We start from the raw sequence: 19,275 nt of genomic DNA, 5'->3' as shown, positions 1-19,275 counted from the left end.
CCTACGCAATCGGTGTGGGCGGTCAGGGTTAAGATCCCGGCATTGGCAAGAAGATGTCGCGGCAGGATGGCGGCGGCGTTCCTGTACAAAGACACCATAGTCATTTCAGGTCAGAATCCAGTAGGGTTTTGAATAGGCTTCACGACACTGTAGCAAGGTATGTGATAATTGGTACTGATAAGTACCATAATACTGGGAGAGCACGCATGGCACGTTTCTGGGCACTGGTTGGCCTGTCTCTGGCGATGGTGGGGTGCGGCGATGAACCGCCATCGCAGGCGCCGCTGCCGCAGCCGGTGAAGTTGTATACGGTGAATGGCGATGGTGCCGGGCAATTGCGTCATTACCCGGGGCGGGTGGTGGCCACGGAAGGCTCGCAGCTGGCGTTCCGGGTGTCCGGGCAACTGGTGAAGCTGCCGGTGCGTGCCGGTGAACAGGTGAAGAAGGGGCAGCTGCTGGCGGCCCTGGATCCGGCGGATTTCAACAATCAGCTGGCCGACCGTCAGGCCCAGTACGATCTTGCCGAGAGCCAGTATCAGCGGGGTATCAGCCTGCGCGAGCGCGGGGTGATTTCCGAAGCCCAATTCGACGAATTGCAGGCACGACGGCGGCAGGCCCGGGCCGCCCTGAGTCAGGCCCGAGACAACGTGGAATACACTCGTATCAAGGCGCCTTATGAGGGTACGGTGGCGCGCACCGAGGTGGAGAACTACCAGTTTGTGCAGGCCAAGGAGCCGATCCTCTATTTGCAGGGCGATGACAATATCGACATCGAGTTCGCTGTCTCGGAACGCTTCTTCACCAACCTGAGAGAAGGCGGTGAAGATTATCAGCCCACGGTGCGTTTTGAAGGAGCGCCCAACCGTACCTTCAAGGCCAGCTACAAGGAACACGAAGCCAGCGCCGATGCGCGTACCCAGACCTACAACATCACTCTGACCATGGCCAATCCGGAAGGGTTGCTGGTTCTGCCGGGAATGAGTGTGGATGTGGCCATCGACCTGAGTCAGATCCGCAAGACGTCCACCGACCACTTGCAGGTACCAGTGGAGGCAGTGTTCAAACAGGACGGTAAGGAGGGGGCCTTTGTCTGGCGATACCAGCCGCAGGGCAAGGTGGGTACGGTGACGGCGGTACCGGTGATGCTTGGTCAGGTGGTCGGTGAAGGGGTGGAAATTCTTGATGGCCTGCAAGTCGGAGACCGAGTGGTGAGTGCTGGTGTCCATCATCTGGAAGAGGGGCAGACGGTACGTGAGCTGGTGAAAGAGCGGGGGCTGTAATGAATATCGCCGCATACAGCATTCGCCACCGGGTGGTGAGCTGGCTGTTCACCCTGATTCTGCTGGTGGGGGGGATTGTCAGCTTTACCCGTCTGGGCCAGCTGGAAGACCCGGAGTTCACTATCAAGACCGCCATGGTGATCACCAGTTACCCGGGTGCTTCGCCCCGCCAAGTGGAAGAGGAAGTGACTCTGCCGGTGGAAATGGCCATCCAGAATCTTCCTTACGTTGATTACGTCACCTCCATTTCCAGCAATGGACTGTCCCAGGTGCAGGTGGAGATGAAGCCCACCTACCGGTCCAGTCAGCTCAAACAGATCTGGGACGAACTACGCCACAAGCTCACTGATTTGCAACCGGAGCTGCCTCCGGGTGTGGGTACCATTCAGGTGATGGATGATTTCGGTGACGTGTACGGCATTCTGCTGGCGATTACCGGAGACGGTTACCGCTATCAGGAAATGCAGGATTACGCCGACTACCTGACCCGGGAACTGGTGCTGGTGAAAGGTGTGGGCAAAGTTGTGGTGGGCGGCCAGCGTCAGGAGCAGGTGCTGGTGGAGATTTCCCGCACCCGGTTGGCGTCCCTTGGTATCAGCCCGGAACGGATCTTCTCCCTGCTGCAGACCCAGAATACGGTGAATCCTGCGGGCAAGGTCAGGGTGGGGGATGAGTACATCCGTATTTACCCCACTGGCGAGTTCCCCACCGTCCAGGACATGGGAGATCTGCTGATTTCCGACCCGGGCGCCGATGAGCTGGTCTACCTGCGCGATGTGGCCACTATTGAGCGGGGCTATGCGGAAGTACCTAACCACCTTTATCGCTTCAACGGTGATGCGGCCCTGACCCTGGGGATTTCATTTTCCAAGGGGGTCAACGTGGTGGAAGTGGGTGCTCGGGTGGAGCAGCGCTTGGCCGAACTGGAGTATCAGCGACCGGCGGGCATGGAACTGGCCACGGTCTACAACCAGCCGCAGGAGGTGGACAGTTCGGTAGGGGCTTTCCTGTTAAATCTGGCCGAGGCTATTGCCATCGTGATTGCGGTGCTGCTGGTGTTCATGGGGGTGCGTTCCGGCCTGTTGATGGGAGGGGTGTTGCTGCTCACCATCCTTGGCACCTTTATCGTCATGAAGATGCTGGCCATTGATCTGCAACGGATTTCCCTGGGGGCGTTGATCATCGCCCTGGGGATGCTGGTGGATAACGCCATCGTGGTCACCGAGGGAATCCTGGTGGGCATGAAGCGCGGCATGTCGAAACTGGAAGCGGCGGTGGATATTGTCCGCCAGACCATCTGGCCGCTGCTCGGGGCCACGGTGATCGCCATCATGGCGTTTGCGCCCATCGGCCTGTCCGAGGATGCCACCGGGGAATACACCAATACCCTGTTCTGGGTGCTGCTGATTTCATTGCTGCTCAGCTGGATCACCGCGGTGACCCTGGTGCCGTTCTTTGCCGACCTGTTTTTCTCCGACAAGGATGTGGGCGGTGCGGATGGTGAGGCCGAAGATCCCTACAGAGGAAAGATCTTCGTAATCTACCGACGCCTGCTGGACCGGGCCATTCACCATCGGGTGCTTACCCTGTCCGGCATGGGCGTCCTGCTAGTGGTGGCAGTGGTAGGCTTCGGGGCAGTCAAGCAGGCCTTCTTCCCGCCCTCCAATACGCCCATGTTCCTGGTGGATTACTGGCTGCCCCAGGGCAGTGATATCCGCGCCACCCGCGAGGCCGTGGAACGCCTGGAAGCGTCGCTGCTGGAGATGGACGAAGTCACCGGGGTGACCAGCACCATCGGTCGCGGGGCGGAGCGTTTCATGTTGCCCTACAACCCGGAAAAAAGTTACCCCAGCTATGCCCAGTTGATTGTTCAGGTCGGCGAACGGGAGCAGATCGATACGGCCCTGTCTGCTACCCGGCAACTGATAGGCGAAGAGCACCTGCAGGCCTTTGCCAAGGTGAAACGCCTGATGATTGGCCCCAGCCCGCCGGCGTCCATCGAGGCTCGCTTCAGCGGCCCGGACCCGCAGACCCTGCGTGAGCTGGGCCTGAAGGCCCAGGCGATCATGCGTGAAGATGGTGGTCTGGAAAGCATTCGCCATGACTGGCGTCAGCAGGAAAAAGTGATTCGTCCCCAGTTCCAGGAGGCTCAGGCGCGCCGTGCCGGGATCAGCCGGGAAGATCTGGATAATACCCTGGCGCTGAACTTCAGTGGTCGCACCGTCGGGTTGTACCGGGACGGTAGCCAGCTGTTACCCATTGTGGCCCGGCCACCGGAAGATGAGCGACTCAGTGCCGACAACCTGAATGATGTGCAGGTATGGTCACCGGTCTATGCCACCTATATACCCATTACCCAGGTAGTGTCCGATTTCCGCACCGAATGGGAGAATGCGCTGATCCTGCGTCGGGATCGCAAGCGCACCCTGACCGTGCAGGCTGAGCCGGATGTGCTCGGCGATGAAACCGCCGATCAGGTGCTGCGCCGGATCCGCCCGGCCATTGCCGAGCTGGAATTGCCGCCGGGATATTCCCTGGCCTGGGGCGGTGAGTATGAAGCCTCGAAAGATGCCCAGGCCGCGGTGTTCGGCAGCCTGCCCATGGGCTATCTGTTCATGTTCATCATCACCATGCTGCTGTTTGACTCCCTGCGCCAGCCGTTGGTGATCTGGGCCACGGTACCGCTGGCCATCATCGGTGTGACCCTGGGTTTGCTGCTGCTCAATGCGCCCTTCGGGTTTATGGCGTTGCTGGGTTTCCTCAGCCTGTCCGGCATGCTGGTGAAGAACGGCATCGTGCTGGTGGAGCAGATCAAGCTGGAGATGGAATCCCTGCCGCCGTTTGAGGCGGTGGTGACAGCGTCCATTTCCCGGGTGCGACCGGTGTGCATGGCAGCGGTGACTACCATCCTCGGCATGATCCCGCTGTTGTTCGATGCCTTCTTCGAATCCATGGCGGTGGTGATCATGTTCGGCCTGGGCTTCGCCACGATTCTGACCCTGATTGTGGTACCGGTTCTCTATACCCTGGTTTATGGCATCAAGCCGGGGAGAGAGGAACATGCGTGAATGAGTTGCAAGTTGAAAGTTTAAAGTTGCAAGGCGCGGTAGGACTGGGTGCCCCTGACTTAGGCTCTGACCGCGATTGCCGGTAACGGGGCCACGCCTCCCCCTTACCAGAGCGTATAACCGTAAAGGCCGTGCTCAGTGAGATGGCGCGGCCTTTACGGTCTTGTCTCGACAAGCGTCAAGCGCGGCGCAGGCAGTCATCGTATGGCTCGGACCTCTCCCGCGCCTTGCGGCTTTCAACTTGCAACTCACAGACAGGTGCCAGCCTTCCCGCTCTCTGCCACAATGCCCGCCTGACACCATTCACTACCCCAAGGAGTCCCCATGTTGCTGGCTATTGCCGCCGTGATCGCTGGCCTGATTGTGCTGGTATGGAGTGCTGACAAGTTTGTGGAAGGGGCGGCCGGTACTGCGGCCCATGCGGGTATGCCGCCGCTGCTGATCGGCATGTTGATCGTCGGTTTCGGTACCTCCGCACCGGAGATGGTGGTGTCTGCCATGGCCGCCCTGGATGGTAATCCCTCGCTGGCACTGGGCAATGCCTATGGCTCCAATATTTCCAACATTGCCCTGATTCTCGGGGTGGTCGCAGTGATGAGCCCCATTGCGCTGAATTCTGCGGTTCTCAAGAAAGAGCTGCCAGTGTTGACTCTGGTAACCCTGCTGGCTGGCTATCAGTTGCTGGATGGCAGTATTTCCCGGGCGGATGCCTGGGTGTTGCTTGCCCTGTTGGCGCTGTTGATGGGCTGGTCCATCTATGCCGCCATGACCGGCAAGGGTGATGTGCTGGCCGGAGAAGTGGAGACCGATCTGGCCGAGCATCCCCTGCCATTGAAAACCGCCCTGTTCTGGCTGGTGGCGGGCCTGGCCCTGCTGGTGGCCAGTTCCCGGTTGCTGGTGTGGGGGGCGGTCGACATCGCCCAGTCTCTGGGGGTCAGTGATCTGATTATCGGTTTGACCATCGTGGCAATCGGCACCTCCCTGCCGGAGTTGGCATCCAGCATCGCCGCAGTACGCAAGGGTGAGCACGATATCGCCTTTGGTAACGTGCTAGGCTCGAACCTGTTTAATACCCTGGCGGTGGTCGGTATCGCCGGTGCCATCCAGCCCATGAGCGTGGAGACGCTGGTATTGCAGCGCGACTGGAGCCTGATGATGCTCCTGACCCTGGCCCTGTTCGTGATGGGCTTTGGATTGTGGGGTCGCAAGGGCCAGATCACCCGCGGCAATGGTATCGCATTGCTCGTAGTGTTCGTGTCTTATATGAGTTATCTGGGCGGCAGCGTGGTGATGGCTGCCGGTTAAACGGTAAAGAGGGACATAGTGGCGATGCAGGGTTCGGATATATCGGTAAAGCTGGAGCGTGGCACGTTTCTGTTTACGCTGGTAGCGGTCAGCGTGGCGTTTGCGCTGTTGTTGAAACCCTTCTTCGCACCCATCTTCTGGGCCTGCGCCATTGGCGTGATTTTCTATCCGTTCCAGAAACGCTTGCTTGGCAAATGGCCTCATCGCCGTAATCTGGTGTCCCTGTGCACCCTTGTATTGTGTGTGGTGCTGGTGGTGATTCCGGTACTGGTGGTGGCTTCTTCCTTCGTCACCGAAGGTGTATCCCTGTTCCAGAAAGTGCAGAGCGGCGAGCTCAATCTGGCCGACTATGTGGATCGTATCAAGCAGGCATTTCCCTGGCTGCAATCCGCCGCCGAGCGTTTTGATATTGATCTTGAAAGAGTCAAGTCGCAGACCGTGGAAGCCTTTACTGGTGCAGGTCAGTTCCTGGCCAAGCGCGCCCTGGCGGTGGGGCAGAATACCTTCCAGTTTTTCCTCAATCTGGGCTTGATGTTGTACCTGGCGTTCTTCCTGATTCGCGATGGCGACGCCATGGTCAGTATGCTGATTCGCGCGCTGCCACTGGGCGACGAGCGTGAAAAACTGTTGTTCGCCAAGTTTGCTGAAGTGACCCGCGCCACCATCAAGGGCAACCTGCTGGTGGCGGCCACCCAGGGTGCCCTGGGGGGGCTGATATTCTGGTGGCTGGGCATTCCCGGTGCCTTGCTGTGGGGCGTGGTGATGGCAGTGCTGTCGCTGATTCCGGCAGTGGGGGCCGGCCTGATCTGGCTGCCGGTTTCACTCTACCTGTATGCGGTTGGTGATATATTGGATGCCACGATCCTGGTCCTGTTTGGCATTTTTGTCATCGGCCTGGTGGATAATATCCTGCGTCCGATCCTGGTGGGCCGGGACACCAAGCTGCCGGACTACGTGGTGCTGTTTTCCACCTTGGGTGGCCTGGCCATGTTCGGCATCACCGGTTTCGCGCTGGGGCCTCTGCTGGCTGCCCTGTTTGTGGCCTTCTGGGGGATTTTCATACGCGAGTTCAATGAGGGTGAAAGCCCCGCCGTCCTGCTGGAACAGCAGGACGGCAGCGAGGAATCACCCGGGAGTGAGGCATCATGATTTTCCTGCGTCTGATTCTGGCCGCATCCGTGGCCGGCCTGTCCACCTTCGGTTGTGATGAGGAAGATGGTGACAGTGGTCTGTTCTCGGATAATGCCCGGATCTATTTCCATAACCAACTGACCCAGGTTGGCGGTGGCAGCGAGGATGATGTCACCGTGGACCTGTTTGTGGACAACCAGAACAGTCCGTTGCAGAACGATGTGGGCTACACCATTACGGGCAATGTCAGCGCCGAATCCATCGAGCTGGATGACGACAGTGAGTCCTTGTCTTTCGATGCCCGTGGCAGCAGTTCCGGCAGCACTCTGGTCAATGGCCCACTGAATCGCACTCTGACAGCGGGTGATCGTTATACCGTGGTGCTGATGGGCGACACGACGCTGGACAACCGTCAGCTGCGCACCTACCGCCACCAGGATATGGACGTAACCAGCGGTCAGATCCGGGTGCGTTTCATCAATACCCTGTCGCGCCTCTCCGGCGATGAACTGAGCGTTGTCACGCCCGGCGCTGCCGGTCAGTCGCTGGTGTCCGGTCTGGAGTATGCCGAAGGCAGCAGCTATGTGTCAGTCAATGCCAGTGGCACCCTGGAGGTGACGGTCAATAACGAAACCCAGGGCCTGGAGATCGACCAGGTAAGCTGTAGCGTCAGCAGTGGCCGTAGCTACGATGCCATCATTGCCTACCGTCGTTTCGACAGCGACGATGATCAGATTGCCCTGTACTGCCAGCCGTTCAACTGAGCGGCTGGTACTTCCCGCCTTCCGAACCCTTCCGAACTGCCAACTATTACCAAAAAAACACCGGCGGCCATGATAATCATGGCGGCGGTAATCTATTCGGGAGAAAACAATGAAAAAGCTGGGCTTGCTGGCTATGGCCGGTGTTGTGGTGTTATCCGGTTGCGGGGGCGACGATGACGAGGTGGAGGATTTGCTGCGTCCCCCTGCCAGTCTCTATTTCCATAACCAGTTGACGGACTTCACTAGCCCGGATGCGTCCAGCATTCGTGTGGATGTAGTAACCAGCAAATCCTCTGACCCACTGTTTGAGGATGTGGGCTATTCCACCGACGAACAGGGTGGTATGAATCTGAAACTGGATGCTGGTTCGGAGACTGTGGAGTTTTCCGTACGCAACAGCACCATGGATTTGCTGGATGACAGTGTGACCCTTAAAGCTGGTGACAATTACACTCTGGTTTTCATGGGGGATTTAGCCGGTGGGGGTATGCAGTTGGTGCCGTTCCGCCAGCGAATCCCCGAGATTCACCCTGAAACAGTAGGTGTACGCTTTATTCATGCAATGAGCCAGGAAGCGAACATTGGCTTTTCTGTATTGGGTGAGGAGGATTTGAGGTACGCACAGGCCTCAGAATATTTTAATACGTTGGTTAAGGATAACGGCCGCCTGGAAGTATTCGTCGAGAAGGCTTCGGATGGCAGCCCTCTTGAGACCGTCTCCTGTGCGGTCCAGGTGGGCAAGGTTTACGACGCCATCATTACTCACAAGGGGTTTGCTGATCCTGACATGGCGATGTTTTGCCAGCAGGTAGAAGGCTCCTGAAGCGCGTTTTTGCTTTGCAGGAGATTGCTTGCAGGCGAAGCAGATCCCAATGGCAAGCCAGCTCTTAGAGAGTGGAATGGAAGCCTCTTCAAATGGCCCTTTACTGCAGAGTAAGGGCCTCCAGGGGCTGTATTCCTGGTAGGCCTGCCTATTTTCGCAGCAGTGCTGTGCCCCCCCCCGACGGCTGGTGCCGCGTGCAGACCCGGTATGTCCGCGGCCAGTTCAGATAGTGTGCAGGTCTTCAGGATTTCCCTGCCTATCTCGTTGCGACTGTTGCTCATGGCTATCTCCGTGGCATAGTCATTTTCAAGTGCGGCGCCTCGGATATGGCCGCGGAGGGTGACAACGAAAAGGAGAGTGCCATGGCGCGCGTACAGGTTTGTAGCGTTGAGAAATATGTTCAGCAGATTGATGCTCGCCAGCATCGCCTCAGTGCTGATGAAGGTGAGTCGCTGGGAGGCAGCGACAGCGGCCCCAATCCCTATGAATTATTGCTGTCCGGCCTGGGTGCCTGCACTTCCATCACCTTGCGCATGTATGCGGAACGCAAGGGCTGGGAGCTGGGTGAGATTCAGGTGGGTCTGCATTTTTATCGTGATGATGCGGGCAAGGAATATATTGATCGTACCCTGACCTGCAGTGGTGACTTGAGCGATGAGCAGCGCCAGCGCCTGCTGGAGATTGCCGCCAAGACCCCGGTCACCAATACCGTGCGCCAGGGCACTCCGATTGCCACGGATTGGAAATAAGCGGCACAGCGCCGGCGCTTTTGGCATACTCGCGCCTCCATTGACTCAACGGAGGCCCTTGCATGTTCAAGGTCAACGAATACTTCGATGCCAAGGTGGCATCCATTGCCTTTCAAGCCGAAACCAAACCAGCCACCGTCGGCGTTATGGCGCCGGGCGATTACGAGTTCGGCACCAGCGAGCACGAGACCATGACTGTGGTAAGCGGCGCGCTGACCGTGAAGCTGCCCGGTGCTGCCGACTGGCAGACGTTTGCTGCCGGTGACACCTTTGAAGTGGTTGCAGACAGCCGTTTTCAGGTAAAGGTGGAAGTGGATACCGCCTATCTGTGTCTGTACGGCGAATAATAGGGGAGCGGGATGCCGTTATTTCCTGCCAGGGACGGCCAGTCGCTGCATGTGAGAATTCTGGGGCGTGGCCAGCCGGTGCTGATGCTGCACGGGCTGGGTATGCAGGGGCGAGACTGGCTTCCCTTTGTGATGCCATACCTGCGACGTTACCAGTTCTTCATGCCGGATCTGCGCGGGGCAGGACATTCTGCCGCTGCTCGTTTCAACCAGCCGGATGTTTTCCATAATCACATGGAGGACATGGAAGATCTTGTGGCCCATTTCGGGTTAGAGGATTTTTATCTGGTGGGGTATTCCCTGGGGGCTACCACAAGCCTGCACTGGCATGCCCATGGTGATTTTTCCCCGGTGGGTCGCTATCTTCATATTGATCAGACACCCTGCATTGCCAACCAGCCGGACTGGGCCCATGGTCTGTTTGGCGACCGCCAGGAGCATTTCTTCTCGCAACTGCGGGACTTGTTGGCGTTGCTGGAAGCGGCACCGGATGAAGGGCGAATCGCCAACCTGGCGGCAGGGCTGCGCGAAGCGGTACTGCGTCAGCTGACCCATATTCTCGCCCAGGTGGCCGGTCGCCCCGGGCTGCATTCCGCCTTTCGGGCCACCTCTCGCTGGTCCGGGCTGTGGGCTCGCTTGCTGCCGGTGGCGGATCTGGCGGATATTCGCGCCTATCTGCAGGCCTACCTGTCCGGCACTCATGATTACCGGCCTTCTGCTGCGGATTTTCCGGTGCCGGCCACGGTGATTACCGGTGCCCGCTCTCCTCTCTATCCCGCCGAAGGGCAAGCGGCCTTCGCTGAGCTGATCGGTGCCCGTCATGTGGTGTTGCCGCGCTCCGGTCATGTGCCGTTGATGAGTCAGCCGCTGGCGTTTACCCGGGCGCTGGGGGAGTTTCTGGCTGAGTCGAATTGATCTTTTGCCGCAATAGCGGAATGCAATTTCGGAAATCCGCGAATAGCGGGTACCATGCATCACCTTCCTGAGCAGGCTTCGGAGAGAAAAGGTGGTCGCCATTCACAGCAGAGCCCCCGCCCTGACATTGCGTGCGGGCACTGACGCCATTGCCCATTTACGCGAGTATGGCCTGCGAGCCGAGGATGTGGATATTGTTCCCGGTGCGGCCGGCGGGCCCAAGGCCCTGGGCATCAACGGACTGGATCGGGCCGTATTTGGCGACTTTCTGCCCCGGGTATCTCGTCGTCGCACCCTGATTGGCGCCTCCATCGGTAGCTGGCGCTTTGCCGCCATTGCCATGGGGCAGGATCCGGCCAAGGGGCTGGAACGGTTGGCGGAGTTGTACACCAGCCAGCGTTTTCCAAAGGGTATTACCTCTAAAGAAGTCAGTCACCGCTGTGCAGCCATGCTCTCCGAGCTGCTGCAGGATCGCGACCAGCATATCCTGCATAACCAGGACTACCGGCTGGTGATCGTGGTGATTCGCAGCCGTGGTTTGATGGCCCGTAACGGTGGCCTGGGGCTGGGCCTGGGCCTGGCCGGGCTGATCGGAACCAATTTTTTCAGCCGCCAGGCCACCGGCCTGTTTATGGAGCGTGGTCTGGTTTACCCGGATGGAAGTGATTTGCCGGTGGGCCCGCTCAATGATTTCACCACTCACCATATTTCCCTGCGGGCGGAGAACCTGCGCGCGGCCCTGCTGGCCAGTGCGGCCATTCCCATGGTGCTCGATGGGGTCAGCGAGTTGCCCGGGGCCCCGGACGGTGTCTACCGGGACGGCGGCATGCTCGACTACCACCTGGATCTGCCTTACCAGAGCACCGGCATTGTCCTCTACCCGCACTTCACCGACCGGGTGATCCCCGGCTGGTTCGACAAACCTTTGCGCTGGCGCAACGGCGACCCCAAGCGACTGCGCCGGCTGCTTCTGGTGTCCCCCTCCCGTGAGTACCTGGCCAGCCTGCCCCACGGCAAGCTGCCCGACCGCACCGACTTCAAGCATTACCTGGGTGACGATGCCGGTCGCGAGGCCTACTGGCGAAAGGCGGTGGACGAGAGCAGACGGTTGGGCGATGAATTCCTGGAACTGGTGGAAAGCGGCAAGCTGATGGATCGTATCCAGCCGCTGTAAAATCTCCCCGTAGGAGCGGCGCTTGAGCCGCGAACCTGCTTGCGATATGCCGTGCCAAGTACGATTCGCGGCTCAAGCGCCGCTCCTACGGGGAACATGTTACCCTCGCCACGTTCCCCATTGACCCGGATTGCCCGTGACCGAATCCAGCCCCTCCACCTTGTCCCTTGTCCGCCAGCTCTGGCAGCAAACCTGGCCCATGGCGCTGGGGGTGATGTCGTTACTGGGGTTCTACTTGGTCGACAGTATCTTTGTGGCACGGCTGGGGACGGCGCCGCTGGCGGCGCAGTCGTTCACCTTTCCGCTGGCGTTTCTGGTGATCGGCGTGCAGGTGGGGATCGGTATTGCCATTGCGGCACTGATTTCCCGGGCCATCGGTGCCGGGCAGCAGGATCAGGCCAACCGGCTTGGCGCCCTGGTGCTGACCGGTGGTGGCCTGATGCTGGGAGCTCTGGTGTTGCTCCTGTGGTTGATTCAGACCCCGGCGTTTTCCCTGATTGGCGCCAGTGAGGCCATTCGCGAACTGATTCGCCCCTACTGGGCGATCCAGGTGCTGGCCATGTGGGTGGGCGGGGTATTGTACTTCGGCTACAGCCTGTTCCGGGCCCACGGTAATACCCGTTTCCCGGGCCTGATGATGGTGCTTACCAGCCTGCTCAACCTGATGCTGGACCCGCTGCTGATCTTTGGTGTGGGTGACTGGGACGGCTTTGGACTGCCCGGTGCAGCACTGGCCTCCTTGCTGGCCTTCACCATCGGGCTGGGCATTCTGGTGCTGGCCCTGCGCGGCAAAGGCTGGGTGCAGCGCCACGGCATGCTGGTTCAGATGCGGGTATCCGCCTGGCCGTTCGCCCAGATTGCCGGCCCGGCCATGATCAGCCAGCTGATGCCGCCGCTGGCGGCCATGCTGGCCACTGCCCTGGTGGCCCGGGCCGGTGATCAGGCGGTTGCCGCCTGGGGTATGGCCAGCCGGCTGGAAAGTTTTTCCATCGTGCTGGTGCTGGGCATGACCATGGCCCTGCCGCCCTGGCTGGGCCGTTGCTACGGGGGTAACGACTGGGAGACAGTACGCCGCCTGATGCGGGTGGCGGCGGCCATGGTGATTGGTTGGCAGGTATTGCTGGGGCTGGCGATGGCCTTGCTGGCGGCCCCGTTGGCCGGCCTGCTGGTGGAGACGGCGCCGGTGCAGTCCTACCTGACCGTGCTGATCCGCTGGCTGCCACCCAGCTATGGCCTGCTCGGCGTCTGCATGCTTGTGGTCTCTGCCAGCAATGCGCTGGGCTGGCCAATGCGCGCCATGCTGATTTCCTTCCTGCGCCTGTTCCTGTGTTACCTGCCTTTGCTGTGGTTGGGCTACCAACTGGGTGACTTCGGTGGCCTGGCCCTGGGGGCGGCATTCGGTAACTTACTGGCGGGGGTAATGGCGTGGGGGTTCTATCAGCAGGCGCTGGCCAGTGAGGGGCAGGGTGAGGTTTGGCAGCATCGTCGATGATTGTCGATACCCGTGTCAGGCATTCTTCCTGCACTCAATAAATGCATATGCGTAAGTGTGTCCACAAGACTAATGACATAGGCGTATTCCGTTTAATAACAAATACTTGTTTTTGTAACCAGTGCACATATTTTGGTAGACGTGTTTCTCGGCAAGCCTAGACTCCCTCCCCAATAACGCCGGTCACCGTGACGTGTTGCATAGCTCTTTTGCCATGCAGTGGGCGCCGCAAGGACGTCTTTCGTCGCCATAGAGCCGGTATGGATACCGATAACGCTTTTGGGGAATATCATGCGCATTGCAAACGGAATGCTGGGGGCTGCCCTCTGTGTACTGATGATGTCGGTGCAGGCCGATGAACAGACCGCCGAGGACGCACAAGCGCGGAGCCATTTCGGGGATTATCGACTGGAGCTCGAAGCGGCTTATGAGAATGCAGCGCAGACGCTGGATGAGTCGCTGCAGCCGTTACTGGAAAAAATGAATCACTTGTCGGACCGTCATGAGGATCGCGTGGCAGGGGTTCAGCACTGACCGGTCTGGCAAACAACGGCGGCGCCGCCCATAGACGGCGTCGCCGCTGTTTCGATATCGCGGCAATAACAGGCCGCCGCTAGCTTTCCCTTTTCTCTTCCCTCTCCCACTCCGGTGGTTTCCAGAGATGTTTCAGCCGTTGGCCGATGGGGCCGCGTTGTTTGATGTCGCGGAACATATCCACGTATTCATGGCACCAGTTCACCAGCAGGTTGTTGCTGTACACCGGGCGGGTAATGCCGTATTCCACCGGTTCCTCGTCCCGTTCCGGGGTAAAGGTGCCGAACAGACGATCGAAGACGATGAAGACGCCGCCGTAATTGGTATCGATATAGTCCGGGTTGCGACCATGATGGACCCGGTGGTGGCTGGGCGTGTTGAACACATATTCGATGGCCGGATGCAGTCGCTTCACCAGGGTGGTGTGGATAAAGAACTGGTAGACCAGTGACAGCGCATAGCAGACCCCGATCCACACCGGGTTGAAGCCGACAAAGGCCAGCGGTACGTAGAACAACCAGCCACCATTGAAGATGTTGGTGGCGTTCTGGCGCATGGCGGTGGAAAAGTTCATCCGCTCCGAGGAGTGGTGGGTCACATGGGCGGCCCAGAACCAGCGCACCCGGTGTGAGGTGCGGTGCATCCAGTAGAAGCAGAAATCGGTAAGCACCCACAGCAGGGCGCCGGTCAGCCAGGTCAGCTCGATATCCAGCAACCGGTGGTGATAGGCAAAAGCATATACCGGGAAGGCGATCAGGCCGGCGAACAGCAACTCGGTAGTCTGGTAACCGGCGCCGAGCATGAAATTACGAATGGATTCCCGGGTATCCACCAGCTCGGCATTGTGACGGATCTTGAGGAACTCCCACAGGAACACGCCAATAAAAAAGGGCGTGGCCACCATGAAGATCAGTTGCCGTTCGTCCAGGGCCAGCCAGGGCGCAACCGTTTCCCACAATGGCGCCAGGCCGCTGTTCTGCCAAACGCTGTTGAACCAGTCCATCAGAGCCATGGGCACCGTTCCCGTTGTGATTGATGATGGGGTCATTGTGCGATGGGGGGGCGGGTTTGTATTGACGTTCCATGCCGTATTTTTGACAATATATGCCATCAGACAAACGGCGGGAGAGGGTCATGGCCACAGCCATGCGTGTGACCGGAGCCTGGGTGCAGCTACTCACGGACTGGCTCGACCGCGAAAATCTGCCCGCACCGGCTCTGCGTACCGTGCTGGACAGTCGCAGCCCGGCGGATCTGGTGCCCCTGCCGCTGTGGCGTGACCTGTTACAGCAGGCGGTGTCGCTGCGACCGGACCAGGTAGCGCCGGGCCTGGCCATCGGCGCCATGGTGCAGCCCCGTCATGTGGGCATGCTCGGTTACCTGATTCTCACCTGCCGCACCCTGGGCGAGGCCATGCAGGCTTATCAGCGGTACGAGACGCTGTTTTACGGTCGGGACATGGTGGAAGTGTTGGGGGCGGGGGAGCAGATCCAGGTGCGCTGGCCCGCGGAAGACTCCGTGGGCGAGCTGGCGGATACCGTGGCCATCGCTGCGCTGATCACCTTTCTGCGTCGGCTGGTAGATGACCCGCCATCACCGACATCGGTGTCCTTCGTGTTTCCATCGCCACTGGATGAAGCCTGCCAGGCCTATGAGGCGTTCTTTGGTTGCCCGGTGATGTTTGCCCAGTCCCACACTTGCGTCAGTTTCCCGATCCACTTTCTCGCCATGCCGCTGCCACACAGTGATCCCAGCATGCGTAATCTGCTGGATCGCCAGGCCCGCGCCATGTTGTTGGCGCTGCCGGACTCCGACAGTTTCGACCGGGCCCTGCAGCAGGCAATGGTGAGACTGATGCCGGAGGCGACGGTAACCCTTCCGCGCCTGGCTGCAGAGCTGCACATGTCGGTGCGCACCTTGCAGCGACGTCTTGCCGAGCGACAACTCACCTGGCGGGAGCTGCTTGATCGCACCCGTGAGCAACTGGCCCGCCATTATCTGGCGGAGCTCTCTCTGACCCTGGGTGACATCGCACTGTTGTTGGGGTTTTCCGAGCACAGTGCCTTCAGTCGCGCCTATCGGCGCTGGACCGGCTCCTCGCCGGGCAAGGCCAGAAAAGCCTTGGCGAGTGCATACAAAAGCGATATTGCTGTCTAATCCATGCCCAACGGTTTTTTCCTTTATGAAAATGGAAAGCTTTGCAAAACAGCAGCTTGGTGGCTGATCCAGAGCCAGTGCTATCCAAAATTCCCGAGGGGGTGAACATTCCTGTCATTGCTGCAAAATAGTGGCCTTGAGTACGTTGGCGCCATCCAAACGCTCCGTGGACCATGTTCTGTGGGGCTGGCCTGAATTCAGTAAAGGGACCCCATTCATGAAGACACGTATTACCGAATTACTGGGCATCCAGTATCCGATTGTGCAGGGCGGCATGCAGAATGTGGGCTATGCCGAACTGGCGGCGGCAGTATCCAACGCCGGCGGTCTGGGTATCATCACTGCCCTGACCCAGCCCACTCCGGAAGATCTGGACAAGGAAATCAAGCGCTGCAAGGAAATGACCGACAAGCCCTTCGGTGTCAACCTGACCATCCTGCCGACCATCAAGCCGGTGCCCTACGAGGAATATGCCAGGGTGATCTGCGAGAACAATATCTCCGTGGTAGAAACCGCCGGCCGCAACCCGGAACCTTTCATGCCTCTGTTCGAAGGCGCCGGTGTGAAGGTGGTGCACAAATGCACTTCCGTGCGCCATGCGTTGAAAGCAGAAAAGGTGGGTGTGGCTGCAGTCTCCGTGGACGGTTTCGAATGTGCCGGTCACCCGGGGGAGGACGACATCCCCAATCTGGTGTTGCTGCCGGCAGCGGCCAAGGTGATCAAGATTCCCATGCTGGCGTCCGGCGGTATTGGCACTGGTGCGCAGATGGCGGCTTGTCTGGCTCTGGGTGCGGACGGTATCAACATGGGCACCCGTTTCCTGGCCTCCAAAGAATCGCCGGTGCATGAAAACATGAAACGTGCCATTGCCGAAGCGTCCGAGCTGGATACAGCCCTGATCTTCCGCCCGCTGAAAAATACCGCTCGTGTGTTCAAAAATGCCGTGGCCACCCAGGTCAACGATATTGAGCGCGAAAAAGGCCAGGAGATGAAATTCGATTACATCGTGGATCTGGTGGCCGGTGTAAAAGGGAAGGCGGCGCTGACCTCCGGTGAAATCGACGGAGGTATCTGGACCTCCGGCATGGTCCAGGGTCTGATCGACAGCTACCCCAGCTGTGCGGAAATCATTGATGACATTATCAGCGAGTGCGTGGGCACCATCAATCAGCGCCTTGCGGGGTTTATCAACGACTGACTCTTCCTGGTTTTAGTCTCGCTCTCCCGAGCCATAGCCAGGGCAGTGCCCTGGCTTTTTTTTGCCGTTTATCCGGGCTGGTCGAGTTTTTTGAATATTGGCTATGTTCCTCGGGTGAAAATTTGACGGTAAGCTGACCACGCAAAAGGAGGGGGATTATGAAAGGATGCATAGCGTTACTGCTGTTTGCCGGTGCCACGTTGTTGGCGGGACAGGCCTGTGCTGAGATCTACACCTGGACCGATGCGCAGGGGCGTGTCCATTTTGGTGACAAGCCTGCCGACAACGACCGGGCACAAGCCGTCAACGTCCGCATCAATACATTCGAGAGCGTGAGCTACGAAAGTCTGGGTAAAGGTGTGCCGGAGCCGGCAGCGCGTGGTGGCAAGGTGGTCATGTATGCCACCCAGTGGTGTGGGGTCTGTAAAAAAGCCCGTCGCTACTTCAACGACAATAATATTCCCTTTACCGAATACGATATTGATAACGACCCAAAAGCCCGGAAACGCTTTGAGGAATTGGAAGGAAAAGGCGTGCCGGTGATTGTGGTGGGTAAACGGCGAATGAATGGTTTCAGCGCCGAGGGGTTTGAAAGAATATACCGGTAATCGTTTTTCTCTTTCACAAGGATAAGTGATGTTCACACTTTATGAGTTTTCCTCGTCCGGCAATTGCTACAAGCTGCGGCTGGCCATGGCCCAGCTGGGGATTTCCTTTCGCCGTATCGAAAAGGATATTACTCGTGGGGAAACCCGCGCCACTGATTTTCTCGCCATCAATCCCAATGGCCGTATCCCGGTGCTGGTAACACCGGATAACAAGGTGTTGCCGGAATCCAATGCGGCACTCTGGTATCTGGGAAAAGACAGCAAGTTGATGCCGGAAGATGATTTCCAGCAGGCTCAGGCTCTGCAGTGGATGTTCTTCGAGCAGTATAACCACGAGCCCAATATCGCGACTTCCCGCTACTGGATTCATGTGCTGGGAGAAAGGGAAAAGTACGCCGAGGCCTTGGTGGAAAAGCAGCAAAAGGGGCACGACGCCCTGCGAGTCATGGAAAGCCATTTGTCAGGTCGGAACTTCTTTGTCGGTAGTGATTATTCCATTGCCGACATTGCCTTGTATGCCTATACCCATGTGGCCGGGCAGGGTGGTTTTTCGCTGGAGGATTATCCGGCGATTCGGGCCTGGTTGGAACGGATTGAACAACAGCCGGGCTACGTGTCTATGGAGGCTTGATAATTCATAACGCAGGATGACCGAGGGGCAGGGTGCACTGAGCCGAAGGCGACCTGCGCCATCATCCCACCGAATCGGTACAGTCCGCCTTCGGCTCAGTGCACCCTGCCTGTTTGATAGCGATCGACCAGCAAGGGTTTATTGCGTCAGGTGGTGAAAGTGATACTTCAGATGATCGTCAATAAAGCTGGCGATAAAGAAATAGGAGTGGTCGTAACCAGGTTGCATACGCAGGGTGATCGGTACCCCGGCTTCTTCGCAGGCGGCGCTGAGCGCTTCAGGTTGTAATTGCCCATCCCGGTAGAAGTTATCCGCATCGCCCTGATCCACCATCAAGGCCAGGGAGCTGCCGTTGGCCTTGATCAGCTCGCAGGCATCCCAGGCTTTCCAGCTTTCCCGGTTGTCGCCCAGATAACCGTCCAGCGCCTTCTCGCCCCAGGGGCATTGCATCGGGTTACTGATCGGTGCGAAAGCAGAGACAGAAGTGTAGCGGCCCGGGTTTTTCAGGGTACAAATCAGCGCGCCATGGCCGCCCATGGAATGGCCGCTGATGGCTTCGCGACCGTTGAGCGGGAAGTGGGCACGCAGTAATGCCGGCAACTCATAGGTTACGTAGTCGTACATGCGGTAATGCTGGCTCCAGGGGGCGCGGGTGGCGTTCACATAGAAGCCGGCGCCGGAGCCGAAATCATAGCTGTCGTGCTCGCCGGGCAGGTCGGTGCCGCGCGGACTGGTATCCGGGCAGACAATGGCCAGGCCCAGCTCTGCAGCAGTGCGCTGGGCGCCAGCTTTCTGCATGAAGTTTTCATCGGTGCAGGTCAGGCCGGACAGCCACCACAGCAGTGGCACAGTGTTTTCTTCTGCGGCCGGTGGCAGATAAATGGCAAAGATCATTTCGCAGTTGAGCACCTGGCTGCGATGCCGGTAGCGCTTCAACCAGCCGCCAAAGGATTTGGTGGCAGAAACCAGTTCGATATCAGACATGATTCAACCTTTCTACGAAGCCGCTGTAGGAGCACCTCTTGAGGTGCGAACCTTGCCTGGCAAGGTCTTGCGCAAGTAGATTCGCACCTCAAGAGGTGCTCCTACAGTCGGAATT

At 58.8% G+C, this 19,275-nt stretch carries 18 protein-coding genes; 16 read left to right on the top strand and 2 right to left on the bottom strand.

Going from position 1 to position 19,275, the window contains the following annotated elements; genetic code table 11:
* The first annotated feature begins 206 nt into the window (after positions 1-206).
* From HUJ17_RS08680 to HUJ17_RS08625, 12 genes are all read left to right on the top strand, one after another.
* Positions 207-1,280 carry an efflux RND transporter periplasmic adaptor subunit gene (locus HUJ17_RS08680; RefSeq protein ID WP_290510320.1) on the top strand — a complete coding sequence of 358 codons (1,074 nt, stop codon included), beginning with the start codon at positions 207-209 and terminating at the stop codon, positions 1,278-1,280.
* A complete protein-coding gene (locus tag HUJ17_RS08675; RefSeq protein WP_290510319.1) occupies positions 1,280-4,348 on the top strand; it encodes an efflux RND transporter permease subunit in 3,069 nt (1,022 codons plus the stop codon). The genes HUJ17_RS08680 and HUJ17_RS08675 overlap by 1 nt, the downstream gene beginning before the upstream one ends.
* A gap of 324 nt (positions 4,349-4,672) precedes the next feature.
* Positions 4,673-5,653 (top strand): calcium/sodium antiporter, encoded by a 981-nt coding sequence (locus HUJ17_RS08670; protein WP_290510318.1) that lies wholly within the window; start codon positions 4,673-4,675, stop codon positions 5,651-5,653.
* Positions 5,654-5,677: 24 nt separating this feature from the next.
* Entirely contained in the window at positions 5,678-6,802 is a 1,125-nt protein-coding gene (locus HUJ17_RS08665; RefSeq protein ID WP_290510341.1) for an AI-2E family transporter, read from the top strand.
* Positions 6,799-7,548 carry a hypothetical protein gene (locus tag HUJ17_RS08660; protein ID WP_290510317.1) on the top strand — a complete coding sequence of 250 codons (750 nt, stop codon included), beginning with the start codon at positions 6,799-6,801 and terminating at the stop codon, positions 7,546-7,548. The genes HUJ17_RS08665 and HUJ17_RS08660 overlap by 4 nt, the downstream gene beginning before the upstream one ends.
* A 109-nt stretch (positions 7,549-7,657) precedes the next feature.
* Entirely contained in the window at positions 7,658-8,371 is a 714-nt protein-coding gene (locus HUJ17_RS08655) for a DUF4397 domain-containing protein (RefSeq protein WP_290510316.1), read from the top strand.
* 362 nt (positions 8,372-8,733) lie between these two features.
* Positions 8,734-9,120: an OsmC family protein gene (locus tag HUJ17_RS08650; protein ID WP_290510315.1), complete on the top strand. Its 387-nt coding sequence runs from the start codon at positions 8,734-8,736 to the stop codon at positions 9,118-9,120.
* Between the two features lie 62 nt (positions 9,121-9,182).
* Positions 9,183-9,467: a pyrimidine/purine nucleoside phosphorylase gene (locus tag HUJ17_RS08645; RefSeq protein ID WP_063510004.1), complete on the top strand. Its 285-nt coding sequence runs from the start codon at positions 9,183-9,185 to the stop codon at positions 9,465-9,467.
* Positions 9,468-9,479: 12 nt separating this feature from the next.
* Complete coding sequence (locus HUJ17_RS08640) at positions 9,480-10,382, top strand: alpha/beta hydrolase (RefSeq protein WP_290510314.1); 903 nt, start codon at positions 9,480-9,482, stop codon at positions 10,380-10,382.
* 91 nt (positions 10,383-10,473) lie between these two features.
* A complete protein-coding gene (locus HUJ17_RS08635; RefSeq protein ID WP_290510313.1) occupies positions 10,474-11,556 on the top strand; it encodes a patatin-like phospholipase family protein in 1,083 nt (360 codons plus the stop codon).
* A 199-nt stretch (positions 11,557-11,755) separates the two neighbouring features.
* The gene (locus HUJ17_RS08630) at positions 11,756-13,048 is read left to right on the top strand and encodes an MATE family efflux transporter (RefSeq protein WP_290510340.1); all 1,293 of its coding nucleotides are present in this window, start codon (positions 11,756-11,758) and stop codon (positions 13,046-13,048) included.
* 291 nt (positions 13,049-13,339) lie between these two features.
* Positions 13,340-13,582, top strand: coding sequence for a hypothetical protein (locus HUJ17_RS08625; protein ID WP_290510312.1), 243 nt, complete (start codon positions 13,340-13,342; stop codon positions 13,580-13,582).
* 79 nt (positions 13,583-13,661) lie between these two features.
* Here the strand turns inward: HUJ17_RS08625 and HUJ17_RS08620 are convergent, their stop codons facing one another.
* Complete coding sequence (locus HUJ17_RS08620) at positions 13,662-14,594, bottom strand: sterol desaturase family protein (RefSeq protein ID WP_290510311.1); 933 nt, start codon at positions 14,592-14,594, stop codon at positions 13,662-13,664.
* Between the two features lie 122 nt (positions 14,595-14,716).
* Here HUJ17_RS08620 and HUJ17_RS08615 point away from each other — a divergent pair, with 122 nt between their 5' ends.
* From HUJ17_RS08615 to HUJ17_RS08600, 4 genes are all read left to right on the top strand, one after another.
* A complete protein-coding gene (locus tag HUJ17_RS08615) occupies positions 14,717-15,739 on the top strand; it encodes an AraC family transcriptional regulator (RefSeq protein ID WP_290510310.1) in 1,023 nt (340 codons plus the stop codon).
* 217 nt (positions 15,740-15,956) lie between these two features.
* A complete protein-coding gene (locus HUJ17_RS08610) occupies positions 15,957-16,937 on the top strand; it encodes a nitronate monooxygenase (protein WP_290510309.1) in 981 nt (326 codons plus the stop codon).
* A 158-nt stretch (positions 16,938-17,095) separates the two neighbouring features.
* Positions 17,096-17,545, top strand: coding sequence for a glutaredoxin family protein (locus tag HUJ17_RS08605; RefSeq protein ID WP_290510308.1), 450 nt, complete (start codon positions 17,096-17,098; stop codon positions 17,543-17,545).
* Between the two features lie 28 nt (positions 17,546-17,573).
* On the top strand, positions 17,574-18,176 hold the full coding sequence (locus tag HUJ17_RS08600) for a glutathione S-transferase family protein (protein WP_290510307.1): 603 nt from the start codon (positions 17,574-17,576) through the stop codon (positions 18,174-18,176).
* A gap of 138 nt (positions 18,177-18,314) precedes the next feature.
* Here HUJ17_RS08600 and fghA read toward each other — a convergent pair whose 3' ends face one another.
* The gene (gene fghA, locus HUJ17_RS08595) at positions 18,315-19,160 is read right to left on the bottom strand and encodes an S-formylglutathione hydrolase (RefSeq protein WP_290510306.1); all 846 of its coding nucleotides are present in this window, start codon (positions 19,158-19,160) and stop codon (positions 18,315-18,317) included.
* Between the last annotated feature and the right edge of the window lie 115 nt (positions 19,161-19,275).

The sequence above is a fragment of the Alcanivorax sp. genome (assembly GCF_014762765.1).
In the GTDB taxonomy this organism is placed as follows: Bacteria; Pseudomonadota; Gammaproteobacteria; order Pseudomonadales; family Alcanivoracaceae; genus Alcanivorax.
This window is presented reverse-complemented; position numbering and strand designations above follow the sequence as displayed.